Source organism: Plantactinospora siamensis (assembly GCF_042434095.1).
Classification (GTDB): Bacteria; Actinomycetota; Actinomycetes; order Mycobacteriales; family Micromonosporaceae; genus KBS50.
The window spans coordinates 19,337-43,946 of the sequence record NZ_JBHLUE010000009.1 but is presented as its reverse complement, the minus strand read 5'-3'; the positions used below and the strand labels follow the sequence as shown (position 1 = coordinate 43,946).

Annotated in this window: 18 protein-coding genes and 1 pseudogene; 13 read left to right on the top strand and 6 right to left on the bottom strand. The window is 73.7% G+C overall.

What is annotated here, in order from left to right:
• Nucleotides 1-62: 62 nt before the first annotated feature.
• Nucleotides 63-2,123: pseudogene (locus ACFFHU_RS12415) on the bottom strand (sensor histidine kinase); the annotation flags it as partial.
• A gap of 87 nt (nucleotides 2,124-2,210) precedes the next feature.
• Nucleotides 2,211-3,608: an FGGY family carbohydrate kinase gene (locus ACFFHU_RS12410; protein ID WP_377338343.1), complete on the bottom strand. Its 1,398-nt coding sequence runs from the start codon at nucleotides 3,606-3,608 to the stop codon at nucleotides 2,211-2,213.
• A 205-nt stretch (nucleotides 3,609-3,813) separates the two neighbouring features.
• Between ACFFHU_RS12410 and ACFFHU_RS12405 the strand changes: the two genes are divergently transcribed.
• On the top strand, nucleotides 3,814-5,865 hold the full coding sequence (locus ACFFHU_RS12405; protein ID WP_377338341.1) for an anthranilate synthase family protein: 2,052 nt from the start codon (nucleotides 3,814-3,816) through the stop codon (nucleotides 5,863-5,865).
• A 224-nt stretch (nucleotides 5,866-6,089) separates the two neighbouring features.
• Here ACFFHU_RS12405 and wrbA read toward each other — a convergent pair whose 3' ends face one another.
• Nucleotides 6,090-6,710 carry an NAD(P)H:quinone oxidoreductase gene (gene wrbA / locus ACFFHU_RS12400; protein ID WP_377338339.1) on the bottom strand — a complete coding sequence of 207 codons (621 nt, stop codon included), beginning with the start codon at nucleotides 6,708-6,710 and terminating at the stop codon, nucleotides 6,090-6,092.
• A gap of 215 nt (nucleotides 6,711-6,925) precedes the next feature.
• Here wrbA and ACFFHU_RS12395 point away from each other — a divergent pair, with 215 nt between their 5' ends.
• From ACFFHU_RS12395 to ACFFHU_RS12370, 6 genes are all read left to right on the top strand, one after another.
• Nucleotides 6,926-7,780 (top strand): ABC transporter ATP-binding protein, encoded by an 855-nt coding sequence (locus tag ACFFHU_RS12395; protein WP_377338337.1) that lies wholly within the window; start codon nucleotides 6,926-6,928, stop codon nucleotides 7,778-7,780.
• 2 nt (nucleotides 7,781-7,782) lie between these two features.
• On the top strand, nucleotides 7,783-8,613 hold the full coding sequence (locus ACFFHU_RS12390) for an ABC transporter permease (protein ID WP_377338526.1): 831 nt from the start codon (nucleotides 7,783-7,785) through the stop codon (nucleotides 8,611-8,613).
• Nucleotides 8,571-9,845 carry a sensor histidine kinase gene (locus ACFFHU_RS12385; RefSeq protein ID WP_377338335.1) on the top strand — a complete coding sequence of 425 codons (1,275 nt, stop codon included), beginning with the start codon at nucleotides 8,571-8,573 and terminating at the stop codon, nucleotides 9,843-9,845. Before ACFFHU_RS12390 ends, ACFFHU_RS12385 begins: the two co-directional genes overlap by 43 nt.
• Complete coding sequence (locus ACFFHU_RS12380; protein WP_377338333.1) at nucleotides 9,842-10,471, top strand: response regulator; 630 nt, start codon at nucleotides 9,842-9,844, stop codon at nucleotides 10,469-10,471. Before ACFFHU_RS12385 ends, ACFFHU_RS12380 begins: the two co-directional genes overlap by 4 nt.
• 137 nt (nucleotides 10,472-10,608) lie before the next feature.
• Nucleotides 10,609-11,355 carry an SAM-dependent methyltransferase gene (locus ACFFHU_RS12375; RefSeq protein WP_377338331.1) on the top strand — a complete coding sequence of 249 codons (747 nt, stop codon included), beginning with the start codon at nucleotides 10,609-10,611 and terminating at the stop codon, nucleotides 11,353-11,355.
• A gap of 190 nt (nucleotides 11,356-11,545) precedes the next feature.
• Nucleotides 11,546-12,394 carry an alkaline phosphatase family protein gene (locus ACFFHU_RS12370; protein WP_377338329.1) on the top strand — a complete coding sequence of 283 codons (849 nt, stop codon included), beginning with the start codon at nucleotides 11,546-11,548 and terminating at the stop codon, nucleotides 12,392-12,394.
• Between the two features lie 112 nt (nucleotides 12,395-12,506).
• Here the strand turns inward: ACFFHU_RS12370 and ACFFHU_RS12365 are convergent, their stop codons facing one another.
• Nucleotides 12,507-14,243, bottom strand: coding sequence for a glycoside hydrolase domain-containing protein (locus ACFFHU_RS12365; RefSeq protein ID WP_377338327.1), 1,737 nt, complete (start codon nucleotides 14,241-14,243; stop codon nucleotides 12,507-12,509).
• A 170-nt stretch (nucleotides 14,244-14,413) separates the two neighbouring features.
• Nucleotides 14,414-16,954, bottom strand: coding sequence for an ATP-binding protein (locus ACFFHU_RS12360; RefSeq protein WP_377338325.1), 2,541 nt, complete (start codon nucleotides 16,952-16,954; stop codon nucleotides 14,414-14,416).
• Between the two features lie 311 nt (nucleotides 16,955-17,265).
• Here ACFFHU_RS12360 and ACFFHU_RS12355 point away from each other — a divergent pair, with 311 nt between their 5' ends.
• The 6 genes from ACFFHU_RS12355 to ACFFHU_RS12330 all read left to right on the top strand — a co-directional run bounded on the left by ACFFHU_RS12355 (nucleotide 17,266) and on the right by ACFFHU_RS12330 (nucleotide 23,975).
• Nucleotides 17,266-19,938, top strand: a complete 2,673-nt coding sequence (locus tag ACFFHU_RS12355; protein ID WP_377338323.1) for a BTAD domain-containing putative transcriptional regulator — start codon at nucleotides 17,266-17,268, stop codon at nucleotides 19,936-19,938.
• Nucleotides 19,939-20,056: 118 nt separating this feature from the next.
• Nucleotides 20,057-20,839 (top strand): SDR family NAD(P)-dependent oxidoreductase, encoded by a 783-nt coding sequence (locus ACFFHU_RS12350; protein WP_377338321.1) that lies wholly within the window; start codon nucleotides 20,057-20,059, stop codon nucleotides 20,837-20,839.
• 26 nt (nucleotides 20,840-20,865) lie between these two features.
• Nucleotides 20,866-22,107 carry a cytochrome P450 gene (locus ACFFHU_RS12345; RefSeq protein WP_377338319.1) on the top strand — a complete coding sequence of 414 codons (1,242 nt, stop codon included), beginning with the start codon at nucleotides 20,866-20,868 and terminating at the stop codon, nucleotides 22,105-22,107.
• A 122-nt stretch (nucleotides 22,108-22,229) separates the two neighbouring features.
• Nucleotides 22,230-22,424 carry a type II toxin-antitoxin system RelE/ParE family toxin gene (locus ACFFHU_RS12340; RefSeq protein WP_377338317.1) on the top strand — a complete coding sequence of 65 codons (195 nt, stop codon included), beginning with the start codon at nucleotides 22,230-22,232 and terminating at the stop codon, nucleotides 22,422-22,424.
• Complete coding sequence (locus ACFFHU_RS12335; RefSeq protein ID WP_377338315.1) at nucleotides 22,421-22,753, top strand: helix-turn-helix domain-containing protein; 333 nt, start codon at nucleotides 22,421-22,423, stop codon at nucleotides 22,751-22,753. Before ACFFHU_RS12340 ends, ACFFHU_RS12335 begins: the two co-directional genes overlap by 4 nt.
• A 70-nt stretch (nucleotides 22,754-22,823) precedes the next feature.
• A complete protein-coding gene (locus ACFFHU_RS12330; protein WP_377338313.1) occupies nucleotides 22,824-23,975 on the top strand; it encodes a winged helix DNA-binding domain-containing protein in 1,152 nt (383 codons plus the stop codon).
• Between the two features lie 60 nt (nucleotides 23,976-24,035).
• Here the strand turns inward: ACFFHU_RS12330 and ACFFHU_RS12325 are convergent, their stop codons facing one another.
• Complete coding sequence (locus tag ACFFHU_RS12325; RefSeq protein ID WP_377338311.1) at nucleotides 24,036-24,605, bottom strand: TetR/AcrR family transcriptional regulator; 570 nt, start codon at nucleotides 24,603-24,605, stop codon at nucleotides 24,036-24,038.
• Between the last annotated feature and the right edge of the window lie 5 nt (nucleotides 24,606-24,610).

The window sequence follows — 24,610 nt, the reverse complement described above, 5'->3', positions numbered from 1 at the left end:
GCCGGCCCCCGGTCCAGCTCCGAACCGGCCTCCTCGGCGGCCAGCAGCGCGGCGGGCAACCGTACCTGCGCCACCACCCCGCGCTCGGCGGGGCGCAACCGGACCTCGATCCCCTGCCGCGCCGCGAGGTGGCTCACCACGAACAGACCCATCCGCTGCGACGCGGCCACGTCGGCCACCGGCGGCGCGGCCAGCACCTCGTTGGCCTCGGCCAGCGCCGCCGGCGTCATGCCGAGGCCACTGTCCACGATCTCCAGGAGCGCCCCGCCGGCGCCGTCCGACCGGCCCACGATGTCCACGGTCGTGTCCGGCGGCGAGAACGAGGTGGCGTTCTCCAGCAGCTCGGCCAGCAGGTGTACCAGGTCCGCGACCGCGTGGCCCACCACGTACGGCTGCCCGGCCACCCGGTGCCGGACCCGCTGGTACTGCTCCACCTCGGCCACCGCGGCCAGCATCACCGCGGTCAGCGGAACCGGCTGCGACCACCGCCGGGTCGACTCCGACCCGGCCAGCACCAGCAGGCTGTCGTCGTTGCGGCGCATCCGGGCGGCCAGGTGGTCCAGCCGGAACAGGTTGTCCAGCTGCTCCGGGTCGCTCTCCTCGCGCTCCAGGTCGTCCAGCAGCTCCAGCTGCCGCTCCACCAGGACCTGGCTGCGGCGGGCCAGGTTCACGAACATGGCGTTCACGCTGCGGCGCATCTGCGCCTGCTCCAGCGCCAGCGCCACGGCGCTGCGGTGCACCGCCACGAATGCCTCGGCCACCTCGCCGATCTCGTCCATCGACCGCACCACCGCGGGCGACACCTCGATCTTCGCCCCGGCGGTGTCCAGGGCACGCAGCCGTTCCAGCGCCTCCGGCAGCTCGATCTGCGCCACCTGGATGGCCTGCCGGCGCAGCCGGTTCAGCGACCGGGCCAGCGACCGGCCCACCGCGACCGAGGTGAAGACCGCGAACAGCAGGACGGCCAGCACCACCCCGGCCACCAGCAGGGACCGGCGCAGCTGGCTGGCGCTCACCGCGCTCGCCCGGTCGACCGCGTCGCCCAGCACCGTCCGCTGCACCCCGTTCAACAGGTCCAGCCGCTGGCTGCTGGCCGTCCACCACCGGTCCGCCCCGAGCACGGCCGGCTGCCGCCCGTTGGTCGGGATGGTGGTCTCCTCCAACCGCGTCGCCGCCGCGAACTCCGGCCGCTCGGCCGCCTCGTCGTACCGGCGTACCTGCTCCGGGGTGGCCGCCGCGCGGAACTCCGCCAACGCCGCGAACTGTTGCGAGCGCAGATCGCTGAGCAGCACCAGGTCGTCCGGGCCGTACTCGCCGGCGCGGGCCGCCGCGTACAACTGGGCCCGGATCTCCGAGCCGATGTCCTGCACCCGGGCCAGCTGGACGTACCGCAGCACCGCGTCGGAGAGCTCCGCCTGGTCCGTTCCCGGCGACGGCTCGGCGAGCAACGCCAGCAACGCGTCCACGGTGCGGCCGTAGTTGTTCAGCACCGTGCTCGGGTTGAGCACGCCGGCCAGCACCGCTGCGCGCACATCGGGCAGCTGCCGCAACGAGTCGTTGGCCCGGGCGTACGCCACCCGCCAGGCGGCGTCGGTCTTGGCCAACGGGTCGGCGGCCTCGCGCAGCCGGCTGACCGCGGCGTCCACCTCGGCATAGATCGGCCGCAACGCCGCCCGGGCCTGCTCGGTGCCGGCCGGGCCGCCCGGCTGCGCGCGGTTCTGTCCCGCCGGCGGTTGCGCCTGGTCGCCGCCCAGCAGCCCGGCCAGCTCACCGGCCGTGCGGTCCCGCTCCCGGTGCAGGCCGTCGAGGACGTCGACGAGCTGCCGTCCCACCCCGACCTGGGTGGCGAACTGGTCCAGGGCGCTGGCCCGGCCGAAGAGCCCGCCCGTCTGCACGCTGGCCAGCACGAGGAACGCCACCGACGGCACCACCAGGACCGCCGCGAGCTTGGTGCGGATCCGCCAGTCCCGCACCCGGAACGGGGAGCGACGCCGATGCGGGACGACCCGGACATCAAGCCGGCGGCGATGGTTGGGCACCCCATCCGTCGCCCGGCCCGGCTCAGTGCTCACCACTCCTCCTAGCGTGCGGATGACGGCTGGTCCGCCACGGTGGAGTCCCATCCAACCAGGCACGGAACGGCTGTCAACGGGTCCGGCTCCGCGCCCCGCGCGGTCCAGGCAGGATCGCGCGGTCCAGGCAGGATACTGTCAGCGGGCCGGTCCTGTCGCTGCGCCGGTGGGCGGCTCGTCCGTCCGGCCCAGCGCTTCGATGCCGATCGCCCCGTCCAGCCGCCCGATCGCCACCAGCGCCGCCCCGGTGGCTCCCGTCTCCGGGTTGGTCGCGTGCCACACCTCCCGCGGCGCCAGCGTCCGCGCGAACGACCGGCGCCACCAGGGGGAGGCGGCCACCGCGCCGCCGCCGAGCACCACCCGCACCCGCTTGGGTACGGTCGACTCGATCTCGTCCAGACCCGCCTCGACCTGCCGGCACAGCGCGCTCATCAGCCCGGCGAGGATGTCGACGGCGCCGGTGTTGAGGCTGAGCCCCGCCAGCTGGCCCGAGCCGGCCGGCGCCAGCCCGGGCGGCCGGTCGCCGCCGAACCGCGGGTCGGCCGGTACCCCGCCGCCGGGTGGCAGGCGGTCCAGCGCCGCGGCCAGCTGCGCACCAGCCGGCAACCGCAGCGTGCGGGTTGCCCAGGCGTACAGGTTGCCGCCGGCCGAGAAGGCCGTGCCGGTCACGATGTGCCGGTGATCGACCCGGTACCGCCACAGCGCGGGCGGCAGCGGCGGCAGCGCCCCGTCCGCGGGCGCCGGCTGCACCAGCCGGACCGCCGCCGAGGTGCCCACGCTGACCGCGGCCCAGTCCTGGTCCACCGCCCGGCAGCCCACGTTCGAGGCGGCGCCGTCGCCCACCGGCGGCGCCCAGCGGGCGGCGCGCAGCGCCGGCCACCGCCGGGCCTGCTCCGGGCGAAGCCGCCCGCGCCAGTCGTGCGGCGCGAGCTCCGGCAGCTCACCGGCGCGCACCTGGGCCAGCTCGCAGCCCTCGGCGTCCCAGGTCATCGAGCGCAGGTCCAGCATCCCGGTGGCCGACGCCTGCGACACGGACATCGGCGCCGACTCGAGCAGCTTGCCGTAGACGTACTCGACGAGGCCGGCGAAGCGCGCGGCCGGGCTGCCCACCCGCTCGCGCAGCCAGGGCAGCCGGACATTCCAGTAGAACCGGTGCCACCAGGTCCCGGTCCGGTGGTGGAACGCCGTCGGATCGCGCGGCACCGGCGAGCCCGGCAGCGGCGCCGGCCGGGTGTCCAGCCAGGTGAGCACCGGTCCCAACGGGTCACCCGCGGCGTCCAGCGGCACCACCGAGTGCCACTGCGCCGAGGCGGCCACCAGCTCCACCCCGTCCAGCCGGCCGGCCGCCGCCAGCTCGTCCAGGCACTCCCCCAGCGCGGCCAGGTAGGCCGGCCCGTCCAGGGTGGCCGCGCCGTCCGCCCCGAGCGCGATCTCGACCGGTCGACGCGCCAGCGCGCCCGGCAGTGGCACCGCGTCCGCGTCCAGCACCAGGCCCCGCACCGACGAGGTGCCCAGGTCGAGAGCCAGAATTGTCATCCCGGCACACCGTACCGAACGGGACACCGCCGCGCGGGCGGCTCCGGTACGCTCGCGACATGTCCGCGCGTCTGTCCGCCTGGTGGCCCACCCGACCGGTGGCCTCCGACAGCGCGTAACCGCCCAGCTGGCCGCCTCCCGGTGGCCAGCCACGTTTCCCGTACGCGTCGGCCGCCGAGCCGGCCGACGAGCCCGAGGAAACGTCATGCACCTGCCTGAGCTGCTGGCGGCGATCACCGCCGGCGCCGATCCCGGCCCCTTCGCGCTGCTGCGCCGCGCCGACGAGCCGGATCTGGAGATCATCACCGGGACGGTCCACACCGTGCACCGGCTCGCCGACCTGCCCGCGGCCCCGCCGGCCGGATCGGACGGCACGCCCGGCGCCGGGTCCGCCCCGGCGGCCGGCGCGGACCGGGCCGGACCGTGCGCCCTCGCGGTCGTGCCGTACCGGCAGATCGCCGAGCGCGGTTTCCGGCACGTCGACGACGGCGTGCCGCTGGAGGCGCTGACCGTCACCGGCTATCACCGCACCCCGCTCGCCGAGGCCGTGGCGGCGCTGCCGGACCTTCCCGTGGCCGCCCGGGACGGGCGCTTCGACGTGCCCGACGACGCGTACGCCGAGACGGTCCGCGCGGTCCTCGCCGAGGAGATCGGCCGGGGTGCGGGCGCCAACTTCGTCATCCACCGCGTCTTCGAGGCCACCCTGGACCAGCCACCGCTGCTGGCGGCGGCGGCCGCGCTGCGCCGGCTGCTGGTCGACGAGCGCGGCGCGTACTGGACCCACCTGGTGTACACCGGCACCCGGATCCTGGTCGGCGCCAGCCCGGAGCGGCACGTCAGCGTGGCCGACGGGCTGGTCATGATGAACCCGATCAGCGGCACCTTCCGGCACGTCGGCGCCGGCGCCGACGAGGTCGCGCTGCTGCGCTTCCTCGCCGACGAGAAGGAGATCGACGAGCTGGACATGGTGCTCGACGAGGAGCTGAAGATGATGGCCGCGGTGGCCGAGCAGGGCGGCCAGGTCATCGGGCCGTACCTCAAGGAGATGTCCCTGCTCGTGCACACCGAGTATCTGCTGGCCGGGCGGGGTTCGTTGGACGTGCGGGAGGTGCTGCGCCGGACCATGTTCGCGCCCACCGTGACCGGGAGCCCGATCGAGAACGCCTGCCGGGTGATCGCCCGGCGGGAGCCGCGCGGCCGGCGCTACTACGGCGGCGTGCTGGCGCTGCTGGGCCGGGACGCCGCCGGGCGGCAGACCCTGGACGCGCCGATCCTGATCCGTACCGCCGAGATCGGGCCGGACGGGTCGCTGCGGGTGCCGGTGGGCGCCACCCTGGTCCGGCACTCCACCCCGGCCGGCGAGGTCGAGGAGACGCACGTCAAGGCCGCCGGGGTGCTGGCGGCGCTCGGCCTGGCGAGCGGCCCGGAGCGCCCGGGCCCGGACGCGGGCGCCGGTTCCGCGGACCGGGTGGCGCCGGGTCGGCCGCCGTCGGGATCCGGCGCGCCGCCCGGGCTGGCCGACCTTCCGGCGGTACGGGCCGCCCTGGCGGCCCGGGCGGACCGGCTCGCCCCGTTCTGGCGGGAGCAGCGCGACCCGGCGACGCCGGTCGTACCCGCGCTGGCCGGCCGGACCGCGTTGATCGTGGACGGCGAGGACACCTTCACCGCCATGCTCGCCCACCAGCTGCGGTCGCTGGGCCTGCTGGTCCGGGTGCGGCCGTGGCAGGACGTACCGGGCGACGCCGTGCCGGCGGCCGACCTGGTGGTGCTCGGGCCGGGGCCCGGCGACCCGACCAGCGCCGGCGACCGCAAGATGCGTACGCTGCGCGGCGTGGCCGCGACGCTGCTCGACCGCGGCCGCCCCACCCTGGCCGTCTGCCTGGGACACCAGCTGCTCTGCGGCCTGCTGGGCCTGCCGCTGCGCCGGCGGACCGCGCCCTACCAGGGCGTGCAGCGGGACGTGGAGCTGTTCGGCATGCGCCGCCGGGTCGGCTTCTACTCCAGCTTCACCGCCCTGGCCGACGCCGATGAGCTGGACACCCCGTACGGGCCGGTGACGGTGGCGCGGGACGCGACCGACGGAACGGTGCACGCGATCCGCGGCCCCGGGTTCGCCGGGGTGCAGTTCCACGCCGAGTCGGTGCTCAGCACGGACGGGGTGGCCGTGCTCGTCGAGCTGGTGACCGCGGTGCTGTCCGCGAGCCCGGCCGGCCCGGCCCCCGGCCGGCTGTCGACCGGACCGGTCGGCGGCCGTTGACAGCCGAACCGGCTCCCGGCCGGCCGCCGACGCGGACGCCCGGCGGAACGGCACCGGTCGGGATTATCCGACCCGCGGGTGGGTAGCGGACAGACAGCCGGTGGCCCGGGTGGGTCTGAGAGCCCCCACCCGGGCCACCGGTCGGCTGCGCGCCGCCCGGCGGCTCCGCCGTCCGCGCGGGGTTCAGCACCCCGCGCGGGGGCTCAGCGCCCCCGCGCGGAAGCTCAGCCGCCCGCCCGGCCCCGCCGCAGCACCTCGGCCACCTGGACGGCGCGGCGCGCGGTCAGCGCCGTGGCGCCGAGCGCCACCGAGTCCGGCTGGGTCTCGCCGTTGTTGCTGGTGTGCGAGGCGCCGTAGGGGTTGCCCGCGACGAACTGGCTCGGGTCGGTGTAGCCGGGGGTGACCACGATCCCGCCCCAGTGGTAGAAGATGTTGAACATCGACAGCAGGGTGGCCTCCTGGCCGCCGTGCGAGGTGGCCGTCGAGCAGAAGCCGGCGTACACCTTGTCGACCAGCGCCCCCTGCGACCACAGCGGGCCGCTGGTGTCGATGAACTGCTTCAGCTGCGCGGCCATCACGCCGTACCGGGTCGGCGTGCCGAAGATCACCACATCGGCCCAGGACAGGTCGTCGAGTTCGGCCTCCGGCACGTCCTGAGTCTCCAGCCGGTGCGCCTCCCAGCCCGAGTTGGACCGGATCGCCTCCTCGGGCGCCAGCTCCCGCACCTTGCGCAGGCGCGCCTCCGCGCCCGCCTCCTCGGCGGCCCGGCTGGCCTCCATGGCCATCTGGTAGGTAATGCCGGTTGCGCTGTAGTAGATCACCGCAACCTTGATCCGGCCGTCCATGGGCCTCTCCTTCCGCGCGAATGTGGATAAGCCAGATGGGCTACCCGCCGCTTGATCGTGAAAACATCGGCCGCCTCCGCTGCCCGCGGCGCCGCGCCGGCGGGCGGCCGATCTCCTCCGACCGGGATCGCGGCAGCGTGTCGGTGAACCGGTGGACAGCCCGCTCGACCGGCCGGTCGTCCCGGGCGGCGAGCCGCCCGGGCCACCATCGGACCATGACGGAACCAGCCGCGGTCCGGGTCCGCGATCTGCGCAAACGGTACGGCCGCCGGATGGCCCTGGCCGGCGTCGACCTGGACGTGGCCGCCGGCGAGGTGGTGGCGCTGCTCGGACCCAACGGCGCCGGCAAGACCACGACAGTGGAGATCCTCACCGGGCACCGCCGGCGGGACGCCGGCGAGGTCAGCGTGCTCGGCCGGGATCCGGGCCGGGTCGGCCGCTCCGGCCCCGCCGCGCGGTGGTGGCAGTCCGAGATCGGCGTCGTGCTCCAGGAGGTCGCGGACCTGAGCGAGTTGACCGTGGCCGAGACGGTCCGGCATTTCGCCCGCTACTATCCCCGCCCACGGGACCCGGACGAGGTGATCGAGCTGGTCGGGCTCGCCGAGCGGCGGCGTACCCGGATCCGGCGGCTGTCCGGCGGGCAGCGACGCCGGCTCGATGTGGCGGTCGGCCTGATCGGAGACCCGCGGCTGCTGTTCCTCGACGAGCCCACCACCGGGTTCGACCCGGCGGCCCGCCGGTCGTTCTGGGCGCTTGTCCGGACGCTGGCGGCCGGTGGCACCACGATCCTGCTCAGCACCCACTACCTCGACGAGGCCGATGCGCTGGCCGACCGCGTCGTGGTGCTGGCTGGCGGGCGGGTGGTGGCCGACGCTCCGCCGACCGCGCTGGCCGACCGGGCCGGCCGCCGGGTGACGGTGCGCTGGGCCTACGGTGAGCGGCGGGTCGAGGACCCGGTTCCGCTCATCGCCGAGCTGGCCAGCCGGCACGGCGGCGCCGTGCCCGGCCTCACCGTGACCCGGCCCAGCCTGGAGGACGTCTACCTCGAGCTGATCGGGGAGAAGGCGTGACCATGCCCGGCGCCGGCGGGCCGCCGCCCCGGCTGCCCAGCACACTGCTCCTCGGCCTGCACCGGGGCGTCATCGAGCTGAAGACGTTCACCCGGGAATGGGACGCCGTGGTGTTCAGCTTCGCCCTGCCGATCGTCACCCTCGCCCTGCTCGGCTCGCTGTTCTCCGGCAGCTACCCTGGCAGCGACGTCACCGCGGCGCAGTACCTCGCGCCCAGCATGATCTCCGCCGGGGTCGCCGCAACCACGTTCGTCAACCTCGGCGGGGGCATCGCCACCGACCGCGACGACGGCACGCTGCGCCGGCTGCGGGCCGTACCGATGCCGGCGACGGCGTACTTCGTCGGCAAGATCATGCAGGCGGCGGTGGTGTCGGCGGCCGAGGCCGCGCTGCTGCTCACCGTCGGCATGGTCCTGTTCGGGGTGCGGCTTCCGGTCGACGCCCGGCACTGGCTCACCCTCGGCTGGGTGTTCCTGCTCGGCGCCACCGCGTGCGCGATGCTCGGCATCGCGGTCACCGGCCTGATCCGCTCGGCGCGCAGCGCCGCCGCCGTGACCCAGCTGCCGTACCTGGTGTCGTCCTTCGTCTCCGGCATCTACGTCACCCCGGTCGGTGCGCTGCCGCAGCCGCTGCTCGTGCTGGGATCGATCTTTCCGCTCAAGTGGATGGCCCAGGGCTTCCGTTCGGCGCTGCTGCCGGACACGATTCTGGGGGCGGAGGCCGTGCCCCGCTGGGAACACGGTCGGATCGCGGTCATCCTCACCGCCTGGTGCATCGGAGGTCTGCTGCTGTGTCTGACCACCTTCCGCTGGCGGGGCCGGCGGGACCGGTGACCGCGGAGGGCCCGGCGCCGGGGCCGGTGACCGCCCGCGGCCCGTCCCCGGCGGAGACCTGGGTCGCCCGCTACCCGCTCTGGGACGTCTACTTCGCGGCGCTGACCCTCGCCGTGGCGGTCGCCGTGGCCGTCAGCGCCCCGCCGGCCCCGCCGGCCCGCGCCGGTTCCCTCGCCCTGCTGGCCGCACTCGCCCTCTGGTACGCGGCCTTCGGCCGGCCGCTCATCCGGGATGAGGTCGAGGACCGCCGCCGCCTTGTCTACCTGACGGTCGCCTTCGCGCTCTACGTACCGGCGGTGGCGTTGGCGTCCTCCGCCTCGTTCGCCATGTTCGTGCTGCTGCCGCAGGCGTTCATGCTGATGCGTACCGTGCCGGCGGTCGGCACGGTGGTGCTGTTCCACGCCGCGCACGTCACCCTGGTGTGGCTGCGCGTCGGCGACGGCCCCGAGTTCCGCGGGGTACTGCTGGTCGCCGGCATGACCGCCGTGGCGGTGTCGGTCAGTGGCGGGTGGATCCGGCACCTGTTCGTCGAGGGTGACCGTCGGGCCATGCTCATCGACCAGCTGGCCGCCTCCCGCGACGAGGTGGCCCGGCTGTCCCGGCAGGCCGGGATCGCGGCCGAGCGGCAGCGGCTGGCCGCGGAGATCCACGACACCGTCGCGCAGGGCCTGTCCAGCGTGGTCATGCTGATCCAGGCCGCCGACGCCGAGCTGACCCGGGAGCCGGAGCGGGCCGGGCAGCCGGAGCGGGCCCGCCGGCATCTGGCGCTGGCCGTGCGCACCGCCCGGGACAACCTGGCCGAGACCCGGGCGCTGGTCGCCGCACTCACCCCCACGGAGCTGGCCGGTTCGCCGCTGGCGCAGGCGCTGCGCCGGGTGGTGCACCGGTTCGGCGCCGAGACGGGGGTGCGGGCCACCCTCACCGTCACGAATCCGGCGCCGGCGCTGCCCACCTCGGTCGAGGTGGTGCTGCTGCGCGTCACCCAGGAGGCGCTGGCCAACGCCCGCCGGCACGCCGCGGCCACCAGCGTGGCGGTCCGGCTCGACTGCCGCCCCGACGCCGTCGTGCTGGAGATCCGCGACGACGGTCGCGGTTTTCCCGAGCCGGCCGCCGGCGCCGGCTACGGGCTGGCCGGGATGCGGTCCCGGGTCGAGCAGGTGGCCGGCACGCTGTGCGTGTCCTCCGAGCCCGGCGCCGGCACGGTGGTCCGGGCGGAGGTGCCGGTCGGATGATCTCGGTGCTGCTGGTCGACGACCATCCGGTGGTCCGGGCCGGGATCCGCGGGATGCTGGCCGGCGAGCCGGACATCACCGTGGACGGCGAGGCCGCGTCCGGGGTGGAGGCGCTGACCCTCGCCCGGACGCTCCGCCCGACCGTCGTACTGATGGATCTGCGGATGCCCGGCCTGGACGGCGCGGCCGCGGCGGCCCGGTTGCTGGCGCTGCTGCCGGACACCCGGGTCGTGGTGCTCACCACCTACGAGACGGACGGGGACATCCTGCGCGCCGTGGAGGCGGGCGCGGCGGGCTACCTGCTCAAGGACGCCTCCCGGGCCGAGCTCATCGAGGCGGTCCGGGGGGCGGCCCGGGGCGAGACGGTGCTCGCGCCGGCGGTCGCCGGGCGGGTCCTCCGGCAGCTGCGCGGACCGCGGCCGGCCACGCTGTCACCGCGGGAGACCGAGGTGCTGCGGCTGGTCGCGGCCGGGTTGTCCAACGTCGAGGTCGGGCTGCGGTTGCACATCACCGAGGCCACCGTGAAGACCCACCTGCTGCGCAGCTTCGCCAAGCTCGGCGTCTCGGACCGGACGGCCGCGGTCACCACCGCGATGGCGGCCGGCCTGCTCCCCCCACCCGGATAGCGCGGAAATCGGCTCGATCGCCGGCGCCCGGGGCGCTAGCGTGGGCCTCCACGTTCTCGCCGGAGGTGATTTTGTGCCCGTCGTACCCGCGTCAGTCGACCGCCCCATCCCGACCCCCGACGTGAGGAACTTCCGACGTGGACCTGCCCCGCACCTTCACCATCCGCGAACGTGATCACCGCATCCACAACCCCATCGACGACGTCAAGCTGGCCACCCTCGGGCGGGCCATCCGGCTGCGGCCCGGAATGACCCTGCTCGACCTGGCCTGCGGCAGCGGCGAGCTGCTCTGCACCTGGAGCCGGGACCACGGCGTCGCCGGGACAGGCGTGGACATCAGCACCGTCTTCCTCGCCGCCGCCCGGTCCCGCGCCGCCGAGCTTGGCGTGGCCGACCGGGTACGGTTCACCCACGGCGACGCCGCCGGCCACGTGTCCGACGAGCCGGTCGATGTGGCCGCCTGCGTCGGCGCCACCTGGATCGGCGGCGGCGTGCCCGGCACCATCGACCTGCTGAGCCGCAGCCTGCGCCCCGGCGGCATGCTGCTGGTCGGCGAGCCGTACTGGCTGCTGGACCCGCCGGACCACGCCACCGTCGAGGCCTGCGACGCCATCGCCGCGGAGAGCTTCCGCGACCTGCCCGGGCTGATCGAGCTGTTCGGCCAGCTCGGCTGGGATCTGGTCGAGATGGTGCTGGCCGACGGCGACAGCTGGGACCGGTACGCCGCGGCGCAGTGGCTCAGCGTCCGCACCTGGCTGGACGCCAACCCGGACGACGAGCTGGCCGAGCAGTTCCGGGCGGAGTTGCGGGACGCCCCGCTGCGGCACGTCCGCTACCGGCGCCGCTATCTGGGCTGGGGCGTCTTCGCCCTGATGCGCCGCTGAAACGGATCTCCGGCGAATCGACCCGACGGGGCTCTAAAATAGACGAGCATCGCTTGTTCACGCGCCGCACAGCCGCGCGTCGGCACCGGTGCACGGCGGTGTCGACCGGTCGCCGGAGGATCCCGACGACCGGCAGCCGCCGGTCGTCGACCGGGAACCCCCGGACGCCCACGACAAGGGGAGGCACAGCATGTCACCTCGACGCGGACGCACGGCTCTGCTGGCGGCGCTGCTCACCGCGACCGCCGCCACGGCCACGACCACCGCCCCCGCCGGGGCCGCCACCGCGGTGCCGGCCTTCGACCACATCGTGCTGGTGATGTTCGAGAACCACTCCTACGGCCAGATCAACGGCTCGTCCAGCGCCCCCTACCTCAACTCCCTCGCCGGCCAGGGCGCGAAGTTCACCGCCTCCTACGCGGTGACCCACCCGAGCCAGCCCAACTACATCGCGTTGTTCTCCGGTTCCACCCAGGGCGTGACCTCGGACTCCTGTCCCAAGACCTTCTCCGGCACCAACCTCGGCAGCCAGCTGATCGGCGCCGGTCGAACCTTCACCGGCTACTCCGAGGGGATGCCGTCGGACGGCTACACCGGCTGCTCCAGCGGCAACTACCAGCGCAAGCACAACGCCTGGGTGGACTTCACCAACGTGCCGGCGTCGAGCAACCGGACGTACGCGGCCTTCCCGGCCGACTACACCACGCTGCCCGCGGTCGCGTTCATCACCCCGGACATGTGCCACGACATGCACGACTGCTCGGTGTCCACCGGGGACACCTGGGCGCGCGCCAACCTGGACGCGTACGCCCAGTGGGCCAAGACGCACAACAGCCTGCTGATCGTCACGTTCGACGAGGACAACAGCCTGTCCGGCAACCACATCTTCACGGCCTTCGTCGGGGCCCACGTCCGCACCGGCTCCTACGGCGAGCGGATCACCCACTACACCGTGCTGCGCACCATCGAGGCCGCGTACGGGCTGCCCGGCATCAACAACGCCGCGAGCCTGTCCCCGATCCTCGACGTGTGGCAGTGACCGGCTGAACCGCGCCGCCGGCGGCGGAGGAGGTTGTGCGGGACGGATGATGTCGAGCTGGCCGAGGCTCCGGCGGGGGGCCTCGGCCAACTCTGTCTGCGCCGCGTGCCGACTAATGGATGCTGCCGCCGAGGACTGCCGTCTTCCAGCCGGGGTTGTCGTTGTTGTACCACCAGTGATGCAGTTGCGCGTCGGTGCCCGCCCCGCGCGCGTACACGTGGTGGATGTTGTTCATCAGATAGGCCGTCGGCGTACCGGTGATCCCGGCGCCCAGGTCCTGTCGATGCCATCCGGGAGCGGCGTCGGTGTACCACCAGTGCGTCAGGTTGCCGTTGCTCCCGCGCGCGTACGCGTGGTGGCCGCCGGCCGCGTAGTAGGCGACCGGGCTGTCGGTCATCGTCGAGCCGCCGGTCGCGGCACCGATGTCGCTCGTCTGCCAACCCGGGTTGCCCATGTTGTACCACCAGGACCGCAGCCGGCCGCTCGGATCCCGCGCGAACACGTGATGGATGCCGTTCGCCGCGTACGCGGACGGGCTGCCGGCCAGCGTGCCGCCGGACAGCCCGGTGACGAAGTCACGCTGCCAGCCCGGGCTGGCGTTGGAGTACCACCAGTGCCACAACCCGGCGTTGGGGTCCCGGGCGTAGACGTGGTGGGTGCCGTCGACGAAGTACGCGGTCGGGTTGTCCGTGATGGTGCCGGTGAGCGTCGCCTGGTACCAACCCGGATTGGTGTCGTTGTACCACCAGTGTCGGAGCCCACCGTCGGTTCCGCGGGCGAACACGTGGTGGATGTCGCCGTCGTAGTAGGCGGTGGGCACGTCGGCGATCGGTCCGCCGCCGGCCGCTCCGGTGAGGTCGGCGTACTTCCAACCCGGATTCAACATGTTGTACCACCAGTGCCACAGGTGGCCGTTCGCGTCCCGCGCGAACACGTGGTTGATGTGGTTGGCGTAGTAACCGACCGGCTGGCCCGCGATCTTCCCCTGCAGTGCCACCGAGTACCACCCGGGGTTGACGTCGTTGTACCAGTAGTGCAGGAGCCCGTTGTCGTTCGCCCACGCGTACACGTGATGCTGACTTTCGGCGCCGTAGGACCGCCCACCCGGCAGCCCCAACGGGTTGGTGTTGTCCGGCGCCTGCGCACCCCACTGTCCGTAGTCGGTCGCGTGCGCCTCATCCTTGTCGCAGTCGTAGCCGTCCACCGTGATCCCATTGACCACCTGACGAAGCTGGGCACGGGAGTCCCAGTTACCGCCGGACCAGGCGAATGTCTGCCAGCCCCAGGTGATCTTCCCGGCATCGAACAACCTGCCGAGCACGTAGTAGCCCCCGTACGCGCCGGTCCGGTCCCGGCCGAGAACGGAGGCGACGCCGTCGAAGTAGGCATTGATCGTGCTCTGCTGCCCGGAGGTTGCGTCGAAGTCGACGCTGAAGTAGATCGGCCGCGTCGACGGCATCCCACAGGCCAGTGCCTGCCGATTCGCCTCGGCGGCGCTGGCCGCGCCGGCCGAGTAGCCGTCCAGCGCCTCACTGGCGCTGGCCTCCCAGTTGGCGACGATGTCCAGGCCGGCCGCCCGCAGGGCGTCGGCCTCCGACCGGGTGAGATTCTTGGCGGCGGTGTTGCTGAGATAGCGGCAGACGAACCCGTAGCCCGCGGCCGCGATCGCGCTGGGACGTGGCCGGCCGAACGAATAGTCGATGCCCAGCGGGAGCCCCGCCAGGGCCAGATCGGTCGAGGGCTCCGCCGCCTGCGCCGAGGCCGGGGAGTCCATCGCGAGGCCGACCGCCGATCCGGCGGCCGCGGAAGCGAACAGGTAAAGCGCCGAGCGCCGTGACAGTCTGAGCATGGTCGTTAACCACCGTCCGGTCTGGAGGCGGCCCCGCACGCCGGCCGGGATGGCGGCGCACGATTCCCCCGTGGTCCTGTGGTGCTGGTACGGGGAGCCTGACCGGCCGTACTGGTCCGTAAATGGATCGGCGCGGCCCGTACCGAATCCGTCCTGATCCGACCGCTGGATCAGTCGTCGAGGCCCACTCGGCCCGCTCTGCTGAGCCGGTCCGCCAGGGCCGCGGCGGCGGGCGAGCCGATCGTCGAATAGTGACCCAGCGCCTGCTCCCACAGCCCCCGGGCGTCGCGGCCCCGCCGTTCCTCGGCGCCGGCCAGCGCGACGAGCGCCCGCGCCTGCAGTGCGGGGACCGCCTCGGCGGCCCAGAACCGCAGCGACGAGCGCAGCACGTCCGCGGCCTCGGGCGCGTCAGACCGGGCCAGCAGTTCACCGAGGCTCAACTCGGTCAGCGCCAGCCCCCACGGGTAGGGATGCTCTCGGAAGAGGTCCGCCGCATTCCGCAACAGGCGCTCCGCCTCGACCTGCCGAGCGGGATCACGCGCGAACGCCTCGCCGAGCGCCCGCAGGCTCTGCCCTTCGCCGATCGGGTCGCCGATCTCGCGGTAGAGTTCCGCCGCCCGCTGCGCCGCACCGGCCGCCTCGTCCCCTCGACCGGCGGCCAACAGCGCCCCGGCGAGCCCGCGCCCCGCGTATGCCTGGACGAACCGGCTGCGCTGCGCCTCGCCGAGCGCCTGCGCCACTCGGGCGATCTCCACGGACTCATCCAGCTCGCCGCGCTGACGCAGCACGAAGCTCAGGTTCGTCAGGGCCAGTGCCCGAGTGTCCTGGCGACCGATCCGGTCCAGTTCCTCCTCGGCCGCGCGCAGCATCCCCTCCGCCTCGTCAAGCCGGCCGACCAGCCCCAGCACGTACCCGATCTCCTTGGCGGCCATCGCGGCCGACGGGTACGCGCCGAGTTGGCGGGCAAGGGTCCGAGCTGCCCGCAGCTGCTCGAGCGCGCCGTCGAGGTCATCCAGCTCGAGCTGGGCGAAGCCGAGGGAGCGCAGCATGGCGATCTCACCCGGTCCGTCACCGCTGCGGCGGCAGGCCGCCAGCACCGCGCTGCTCATTCGATGCCAGTCGGTGTAGTGGCCGCGTAGCTCGCAGAAGTCCGCCATGGTTCCGGTAAGCGCGCCGGCGATCCCGTGACCACCGGCGTCGGCGCACGCGAGCACGAGGCTGCCGAGGGTCTCCCGTTCGGCCTCGAACCAGTCGACCGGCCGCTGCCGGGCTGCATGAACGACCCGATCGTCGCCCAATGCCGCCGCTATGCGGGGATCGTCGAGGTACAGCCGCTGGCCCTGCAGCGCTTCCCGCACCTGGCGGGCGATCCCGAGCCAGATCGTGGCAGCACGCATGATGACCGCCGCCCGAGATTCGCCGTCGGCATCGTGGGCGTCCTGGCATTCTCGCGCAAAGAGCCGGGTCAGATCGTGGAACCGGTACCGCAGCTGCCCCGCCGGATCGACGCCGACCTCGTCGAGGAGTCGGGCGTCGAGCAGCTCACGCAGCATGCCGGCGCCGGTGGCCGCCGGCACGTCGAGCAGCGCGGCAGCCGCCCACTCCGGAAACGTGGCGACCGGCAGGCTTCCGAGCAGGGCCATCGATCGAGCGGCCGGTGCGCTGAGGGCCTGGTAGCCCAGCTGCAGGCTGGTCCGCACCGCAAGGTCTCCGTGGCGCAGCTCCGCCAGCCGGCGCCGTTCGTCGCCGAGCCGGTCAGCCAGCAGCCGCGCCGTCCACTGCGGATGTGCGGCGAACCGCGCGGCGGCGATGCGAACCGCCAGCGGCAGACCGCCGCATGCCCGCACGACCTCGGCGACGCTGCCGGGATCGGCCTCGACGCGGGATCGCCCGGCGATCCGGGTGAACAACTCCAGCGCCGCCGCGTCGCCCATCGGCATGAGGTCGACCGCCGTGCTGCCCGGCAGCCCGGTGAGCGGCGGGCGGCCGGTGACCAGGACGGCGCTCGACCCGGCCGGAAGCAGGGGGGCCACCTGTTCGTGACCGGCCGCGTCGTCGAGCACGAGGAGCAACCGCCGGTCGACGACGAGTTCCCGCATCAGCGCCGCCCGCGCGCCAGCGTCGCCCGGAATGGCGCCGTCGGGCCGACCCAGCGAGCGCAACAGGTGCGCCAGCGCGTCGCTCGGGTCGAGCGGCTGGCCCGTGGTCCCGTGCAGCGACACGTACAGCTGACCATCCGGATAGGACGATGCCAACCGGTGCGCCGTCTGGACGGCGAGCGCGGACTTGCCGATGCCCGCCGGTCCCGAGATGACCACCAGGCGCGGGGACGGTTCGTCCGGCCGCAGAGCCCGGAGAATCTCGCGGAGCACCTCGTCGCGGCCGACGAAGTCGCTCACATCCATCGGCAGCTGCCGCGGCACTGGTCCGGCCGTGGCCGGACCGGTGGAGGCCCGCAGGGGATTGAGCGGGGCCGTCCGCCGCCGCGCGATGGCTTCGGTCGCGGCCACGAACGTCGTCCGGTGCTCGTCGGCCAGCTCCAGCGCCGCGGCCAGCAGCCCGACGGTGTGCCGGCGCGGCACCCGTCCGCCGCGCTCGATGTCGCGGATCGAGCGGGCGCTCACCCCGGCGCGCTCGGCGAGGGCCTCCTGGGTGAGACCGAGCCGGCGGCGATGCTGCCGCAGGAGCGATGCGAGGCCGTCGTCGGTCATCGGATCTCCTTGGGCGGTACGGGCCAGCGGCATCAAACCGGATAGTCACAATGGCCGGCACAATGGCCGGTCAGCGTCCTTGTCAACGGGTCCGACGCGTGGTAATTCTGCCGGGCAGCGGCTCAATATGCGCGGCGTGGGCACCGTCCACAGCCGGCTCGAATCGCCGGCGGTCCAGCTACACAGCTCTACCCGCGCCGCACTGCTGATAAATCGTCCGCGGTCAACTACAGTCACGCAGGAATCGATAACCGGTGAGGACCGAGGCAAACCGCCGCGCATTCCACAGCGCAGTCAGGTGAGGGGAACACTTGACCGAGCCAGTCCTGTCGCATGTCGACTTCGCCGCGATCCTTCGGCGGCACCGCATGCGTGCCGCACTCACTCAGCGGGAGCTGTCGGTCAGCGCTGGGCTCGGTCCGACCGCCGTCCGGGACTTCGAGCAGCGCCGTAGCCTGCACCCACGAGTCCGGTCGGTCCGTGCGCTCGCCGCCGCCCTCGACCTGCCGCCCGACGAGGCGGACGCGCTGCAGCGGGCCGCGCGAGCCGACGGATCGGCCCGGCCAGCGAAACCCGGAAATGAGGAATCGCCGGGCGGCACGGCGCCGTTGTCCGTCAGCGTCCTTGGGCCGCTGCTGGTCAGCCGGGGCGCGGCGCCGATCGACCCGGGTGCCCGGCGGCACCGGGTGGTCCTGGCCCGGCTCGCCCTGGCACCCGACTCGGCGGTCGACCCCCACGAACTGATCGAGCTGCTCTGGGGAGAGCAACCGCCCGCCTCGTCGGTGAGCCTGCTGCAGGGCACGGTCAGCCAGCTCCGGCGCGTCCTTCAGCGGCGCCACGCCGAGAATATCGTGCGGCTGCTGCCCGGGGGATACCGGCTCAACGTGGCGGCGGACCTCATCGACGCGACCGCCTTCCGGACGCTGACCGAACGGGCCCGGCGGGTCGCCAACGGTGGGCTGGCGGACGCCCTGCTGGGGGAGGCGTTGGACCTCTGGCGCGGCGAACCGGCGGCCGACGTGCCGGAACTGCAGGGAGCGCCGGTGGTGCGCGCCCTCGTCGAGGACCGCATCGCCGCCACGCTGCACTACGCCGACGTCGCCGCGTCGGCGGGCCGGTGGAACGATGTGCTGCGGCGCCTCGACGGCCCGGCGGCCCGTTATCCGCTGCATGAGCCGCTGCACGCTCAGCTGGCGGTCGCGCTGGCCGCGACCGGCCGACAGGCCGACGCCCTCCATGTGCTGCGACGCATCCGGGAGCGGCTCGGCGACGAACTCGGCATCGACCCCGGGCCGGAGATCATGGGCGCCCAACGGACGGTCCTGCGACAGGAGTGGCGGCATCTGGCGACCGTGCCCGCCTCCCTACCGGCGGCACCGGATGGCTTCGTCGGCAGGATGCGCGAGGTTGCCCGCGCCGTACAACTGTTGGGTCGGCCGGCGGGACAGCCAGCGGTCGTGATCCTGAGCGGTCCGATCGGGGTCGGCAAGTCCGCCCTGCTGACGCAGCTCGCCGTGACCGTCCGGGCAGACTTCCCGGACGGCGTCCTCTATCTGGATCTCGGGCCGCCCGGCCGGGCGCCGCTCACCGCCGAGGAGGCCCTCACCGGCGCGGTCCGGGCACTCGGCGCCGATGCCCGGGGTACGCCGGCGCAGCGGGCGGCGCAATACCGGCAGCTCGTCGCGCATCGCCGCCTCCTTGCGCTGTTCGACAACGTACGCGAGGCGGGACAGGTACGGTCGCTGCTGCCCGATGCGGTCGGCAGCGCGGTGGTCATCAGTAGCCGGCGACGGCTGGTCGAGCTGCCTGGTGCCACCGCCGTGCCGCTCGGCCCGCTCGCACCTGAGGAGTCGCGCCGCCTGATGGCCACCATCGTCGGGCCGGCCTGGGCCGCGGTGTCCCCCTTCGCCGCCACGCGCCTCACCGCCGCCGGTGGGCACCTGCCGCTGGCCCTGAAGGCCACGGCCGGACGGCTCGCCGGCCGGACCGCGGCGACCATCGGGCCGCTCGTGGCCCGGCTGGCCGACCCCGACGTGCTCCTTGACGCGCTCAGCGACGACGAGGAACTGATCGCCGCGCACCTGCTGCCCGACCTGCTGCGCCTTCCCCCGGAGGCGGCGCTGGGATTCCGGATGCTCGCCCTCGTCCCCGGGCCGACGTTCGGCCCGGACGCCGCCGCGGCCACCCTCGGCGTGCAACGGCACACGGCTGCGGAGCAGCTTGCCGTGCTCCATGACGGCGGCCTCGTGGACTGCCTACCGGGCGGACGCTATCGGTACGAGCCGCTGTGCCGTCGCTATGCCCTGCGGCTCAGCGCGCGGATCGACACCGCCGCAGCCCGTACCGCGGCGGTGTCGAGGTTCTACGGCTGGCTGCTCCCCCAGGTGTCCGTCGCGGTATACCTCAGCTTCCCGGATGCCGTACGGCTGGCCGCCGACATGCCCGTCATCGCACCGTTCGACGGCGCCGACGCGGCCCTGACCTGGCTCGACTCCGAGTTGCGGCACATCATGGGCGCCGTCACCGAGGCGGCCTCGCTCGGCTTTCCCGCCGCCGCCTGGCGCCTGGCCGATCAGGTACGCGGATACTTCGAGTTGCGCAACGACGTAGCACCGCCACTGACGGCGGCCCTCGCCGCCCACACCGCGGCCAAGTCCACGGGCGATGCCCTCGGGCTCGCCGCTGCGCACCAGTTCCTGGCCGACGCTCTGCGGTCGACGGGCCGGTACGGCGAAGCACTCGACAGCTACCTGGCCGGCGCGAAGCACGCCGCCGCCGCCGGTTGGGTGCAGGGGCAGGCGAACCTGTGGCGGGGCGCCGGAGCCGTGCAGGCCGTTCTCGACCGACGTCCGGCGGCGGAGTCGTCGCTGCAGACCGCCCTGCGGCTCAGCGAGCAGTACCGGTTGACCCGCCTCCGGAGGAGGATCGTCAAGGAACTCGGCGCTCTCGCCGAGCCGGTCAGCACCGAGCCGGCGGCCGTCTAGCGATGTACGCGGCGCCTCCTGACTGGCGGCCGGCGCGCGTTCCCCGATACTTACACTCCACGGCGCGCGCCCCGGGGCGCAACGTCCGTCCGGCAGGCAGCAGGCAGGGAGGCGCAACGTGCACCGGTGGTACGTGGTGACGGGCGGTGGCCGCGGCGTCGGCCGGGCGGTCGTGCACCGGTTGCTCGAGGATGGACACGGCGTGGTGGCCGTCGAGTTCGACGCGGAGGCGCTGGACTGGACGGCCGCCCACCCGGCCGGCAGCCGGTTGGTGCCGCTCACCGGTGACGCCGCCGATGAGCAGGTCGCCGACCGGGCCGCCGACGCGGTGCCGGCCGGCGCCCGGCTCGCGGGCTGGGTGAACAACGCGGCCGTCTTCCGGGACGTCTCGCTGCACACCGCCACGCCCGCCGAGGTCTCCGCCCTGGTGGCCCGCAACCTCGATCCGGTGATCACCGGCTGCGCCACGGCCGTACGCCGGTTCCTGGCGGCCGGCGCCGGCGGCGCGATCGTCAACGTCTCGTCGCACCAGGCCCAGCGGGCCGTGCCGGGCTGCCTCCCGTACGTCACGGCGAAGGCCGCGATCGAGGGGCTGACCCGGGCGGTGGCCGTGGAGTACGGGCACCGGGGCATCCGCGCCAACACGGTGGCGCTCGGTTCGATCGCCACCGAGCGCCACGCGGCGTACCTGGCCGGCCTGGACGGCTCCGCGGCCGACCGGGTGAGCGCGGAGATGGCGGCCGTGCACCCGCTTGCCCGGGTCGGCCGGCCGGACGAGGTGGCCGCGGCCGTGGCGTACCTGCTCTCCGACGAAGCCAGCTTCGTCACCGGCGTCACCCTGCCGGTGGACGGCGGGCGGTCGGTGCTGGCCCGGGATCCGGAGGCACACGAGCCGGCCTGAGCCGGTGGATACTACGGCGTACGTCGATGGGAGGACCGATGCTGCTCAACCCGTACGCCGGCGGTTACGTCCAGGATCCGACCCCGTTGTGGCGGGAGGTGCTGGCCGGCGACAGCCCGGTCCGGTACGCCGAGGACCTCCAGCTGTGGCTGATCGGCGGGTACGACGCCGTGCGCCGGGCGTTCGCGGACGCCCGTACCTTCAGCAACGCCCTCACGGTGGTGCCCACCTATCCGGTGTGCCCGGCGGCGCTCGAGCTGCTGCGCGACTTCGACATCCGGCCCACCACCATCGGCGCGGACGCGCCGGTGCACGACCGCACCCGGGCGGCGCTGCGCGCCGCGGTGGCCAACAACCCCGGCCGGGTGGCCGAGCGGTACGGCCGGATCGTCGACCGACGGGTCGACGAGCTGGTCGGGGCCGTCGCCGCGCGGGCCGGCGAGGTGGTCGATCTGGTGCCGGCGCTCACGTCCGAGCTGCCGTTGCGGGTGGTGCTGGACATCCTCGGCATCGCCGAGGACGCCGACCGGATCCGAGCCTGGGCCCGCGGGCAGGTCGAGTTCATCTGGGGCCACCCGGACCCCGCCGACCAGGTCGAGTCGGCCGAGCGGCTGGTGGAGTTCTGGCGGTACTGCACCGACCTGGTGGCCCGGCGCGCCGCCACGGCCGGCAGCGGAACGGACGCCATCACCCGGCTGCTGGCGCACCGCGGCGGCGACGACCGGGTGCTCACCGAGGCCGAGGTGGCCGCGCTGGTTTTCAACCTCATCGTGGCCGGCCACGAGACCACCACCGGCCTGTTGGCGCACGCCCTGGAGTTCGCGCTGGCCGAGCCCGACCGCTGGCGCCGGCTGGTCGCCGAGCCGGCCGGCATTCCCGGGTACGTCGAGGAGACGCTGCGGTACGGGCCGCCCATCGACGGCTGGCTGCGGGTCACCACCGCGCCGGTGACCATCGGCGAGGTCACCATCCCGGCCGGCGCCCGTTGCCTGCTGCTGATCGGCGCGGCGAACCGGGACGGGCGGGTGTTCGCCGATCCGGACGGCTTCGACCCGGATCGGGACAACAACACCGAGCACCTGTCGTTCGGCTTCGGCTCGCACTTCTGCTTCGGGGCCCCGCTGGCCCGGTTGGAGGCACGGACCTTGCTGGAACGCCTCACCGCCCGGCTGCCGGAGCTGCGGCTGGCGCCCGGCCGGGACCGCTTCTACCGTCCCAACCTGGCGATCCGCAACCTCACCACCCTCCCCGTTGTGGTCCCGGCCTGACCGCCCGGCCCGGTTACGCCCCGTCAGGAAGAGTCCAGCAGTTGTGGCCAGCCATGCGGAACCGAATATAAGCTTGCCTTATACTGGTGGTGTGTGGGCTCAAAGGGAGCGCCTTCCACAACATGAAGGAGCTGCGGCCAGGTTCGAGTAGCTCCAGCGAGATACGCATGATCTTCGCCTTCGACCCCGCCCGTGAAGCGGTGTTTCTTGTCGCCGGCGACAAGTCCGGCCAGTGGCAGGAGTGGTACCGCGTTGCTGTTCGGCTGGCCGACCAACGGTTCCACGAGCATCTGACCAGACTGAAGGAAGATCGATGAACAACCCGGCAAGCTGGCGTGATGTCAAGGACAAGGCTCGAAGTCTCGATCCCGGATGGGACAGCGCCGAAAGAGTCGAACGACGGGCCGAGATGCGCCATCAGATGCTCGCTTCGGTCAGTGGTGCGCAATTGGCAGACATTCGCAAGCAGCTTGGTATGACGCAGGCTCAACTGGCCGACGCCGCCGGCCTGTCACAGGCACGAATCAGCCAGATCGAGAACGGCACCGCCACCAGCCTGGAAACCCTTCGCGCGTACGTCACCGGTCTCGGCGGTCATCTGGATGTTGTGGCCCGCATCGGCAACATCCACCTGAACGTCGCCTAGGAAGGTCTGCGGTTCACCCAAGGGCACCGGTCGCCCGAGCCTGTCGTACGGCGGAGTTAGCATCCGGGCCGTGGAGCTGACCTCGGGGCAGGTGCTTGCGCTGCGGATGTCCAGCCTGCTGCTGCGCGGCCAGGCGGACGGCGCCGACGGCGCTCGGCCTGGCGCGGCCGTCGCTCGGCCCGCCGACGTGGCCGGGGTGGTTGAGTGGTTCGGCGCCATGCAGGCGCAGGACCTGGCCAGCGGCCTGTGGTCGCTGGGCGTTCGGCTGCCCGCGTTCACCCTGACCGACGTGCAGGCCGCGATGGAGCGCCGGGAGGCGATCCGCACCTGGCCGATGCGCGGCACCGTGCACCTGGTGCCGCCCCGGGACGCCCGCTGGATGCTGGAGGTCATGGGTGTCCGGCAGCTCGTCCAGGCCGAGACCCGGCGGGCCGCCCTCGGCCTCGACATCCGGGCGGCCGAGCGGGCGGCGGACGTGCTCGGGACCGCGCTGGCCGGCGGCGGCCGGCTCACCCGCGCCGAATGCCTGGCCACGCTGACCGCCGCCGGCATCGACTGCACCGGCCAGCGCGGCTACCACCTGCTGTGGTACGTGAGCCAGCGCGGCGTCACCTGCATCGCCCCGAGCATCGGCAAGGAGCAGACGTTCGTGCTGCTCGACGAGTGGGCGCCCGACCCGCGCCGGCCGGACCGGGACGAGGCGCTGGCGCTGATCGCCACCCGATACTTCCGCAGCCACGGCCCCACGACCCACCGGGACCTCGCCGGCTGGACGGGGCTCACCCTCGCCGACGCCCGGCGGGGCATCGCGGCGGCCGGCGCCGACCTGGTCTCGGTGGGCGGCGACGGCGCCGAGCTGTACGCCGATCCCGCCCTGCTGGAGGCGGCCGCCACCGCCCCCGACCTGCTCGACCTCACCGACGACCTGCTGGTGCTGCCCGGGTTCGACGAATACCTGCTGGGCTTCAAGGACCGGTCGCTGATGCTGGACAGCGGGCACATGGCCGCGGTCGTGCCGGGCAACAACGGGATGTTCCGGTCCACCGTGGTCCGCGCCGGCCGGGTGATCGGCACCTGGAAGCGCACCCTCGGCAGGACCCGCACCACCGTGGAGGTCTTTCCACTGGTCCGGCTCGGCACCCGGGAACGGGCCAGGATCGAGGCGGCGTTCACCCCGTACGGGAGATATCTCGGTCAGCCGCTCGCCTTCACCTGGCCCTGACCGACCTGCCGCCGACCACTTGGTCTGAAAGGGCCACTCTAGGAGCCGCGTCAATGCCCGTCAGGGGGCGCGGCGGCACCCCACGAGCAGCCGGGCCACCATGTCCTGCGCGTCGGCCCGCTCGTAGCCCGCGCCCAGGATGCAGAGGTTGCCCACGGCACGCATGAGGGTGTAGGCGGTCACCTCCGGGTCGATCTCGCCGGCGGCCACCCCGGCGGCGATCAGCGACGCGCAGGCGGGAACCAGCCGGTCGAGCATCAGCGTGTGCAGGGTGAGCAGGCTCGGGTCCGCGGACTGCAGGGCGACTCCCAGACCGTGCTTGGTCACCAGGAACTCCACGAAGGCGTCGATCCAGCGGGCCAGCGCCGCGCCGGGGGGGATGGGCTCGGCCAGCAGCGCGGCGGCGAGCGCGACGCACTCCTCGATCTGGTGTCGGTACACCGCGGTGACCAGCTCGGCCCGGCTCGGGAAGTGGCGGTAGACCGTCCCCAGCCCCACGCCGGCCCGCCCGGCGATGTCCCGGATCGGCGCCTGCACCCCCTGCTCCACGAACACGGCCGCGGCGGCGGCGAGCAGCGCCTCGCGGTTGCGCTGTACCGCTGCCTGCCGCGCGCCCAGCGAGTCGGCCACGACCC

Bases quoted from the DNA above. Each gene is read 5' to 3' on its own strand.
- ACFFHU_RS12410 (WP_377338343.1), bottom strand. From the start codon at position 3,608: ATGACAATTCTGGCTCTCGACCTGGGCACCTCGTCGGTGCGGGGCCTG.
- ACFFHU_RS12405 (WP_377338341.1), top strand. From the start codon at position 3,814: ATGCACCTGCCTGAGCTGCTGGCGGCGATCACCGCCGGCGCCGATCCC.
- wrbA (WP_377338339.1), bottom strand. From the start codon at position 6,710: ATGGACGGCCGGATCAAGGTTGCGGTGATCTACTACAGCGCAACCGGC.
- ACFFHU_RS12395 (WP_377338337.1), top strand. From the start codon at position 6,926: ATGACGGAACCAGCCGCGGTCCGGGTCCGCGATCTGCGCAAACGGTAC.
- ACFFHU_RS12390 (WP_377338526.1), top strand. From the start codon at position 7,783: ATGCCCGGCGCCGGCGGGCCGCCGCCCCGGCTGCCCAGCACACTGCTC.
- ACFFHU_RS12380 (WP_377338333.1), top strand. From the start codon at position 9,842: ATGATCTCGGTGCTGCTGGTCGACGACCATCCGGTGGTCCGGGCCGGG.
- ACFFHU_RS12370 (WP_377338329.1), top strand. From the start codon at position 11,546: ATGTCACCTCGACGCGGACGCACGGCTCTGCTGGCGGCGCTGCTCACC.
- ACFFHU_RS12365 (WP_377338327.1), bottom strand. From the start codon at position 14,243: ATGCTCAGACTGTCACGGCGCTCGGCGCTTTACCTGTTCGCTTCCGCG.
- ACFFHU_RS12360 (WP_377338325.1), bottom strand. From the start codon at position 16,954: ATGACCGACGACGGCCTCGCATCGCTCCTGCGGCAGCATCGCCGCCGG.
- ACFFHU_RS12345 (WP_377338319.1), top strand. From the start codon at position 20,866: ATGGGAGGACCGATGCTGCTCAACCCGTACGCCGGCGGTTACGTCCAG.
- ACFFHU_RS12340 (WP_377338317.1), top strand. From the start codon at position 22,230: ATGAAGGAGCTGCGGCCAGGTTCGAGTAGCTCCAGCGAGATACGCATG.
- ACFFHU_RS12335 (WP_377338315.1), top strand. From the start codon at position 22,421: ATGAACAACCCGGCAAGCTGGCGTGATGTCAAGGACAAGGCTCGAAGT.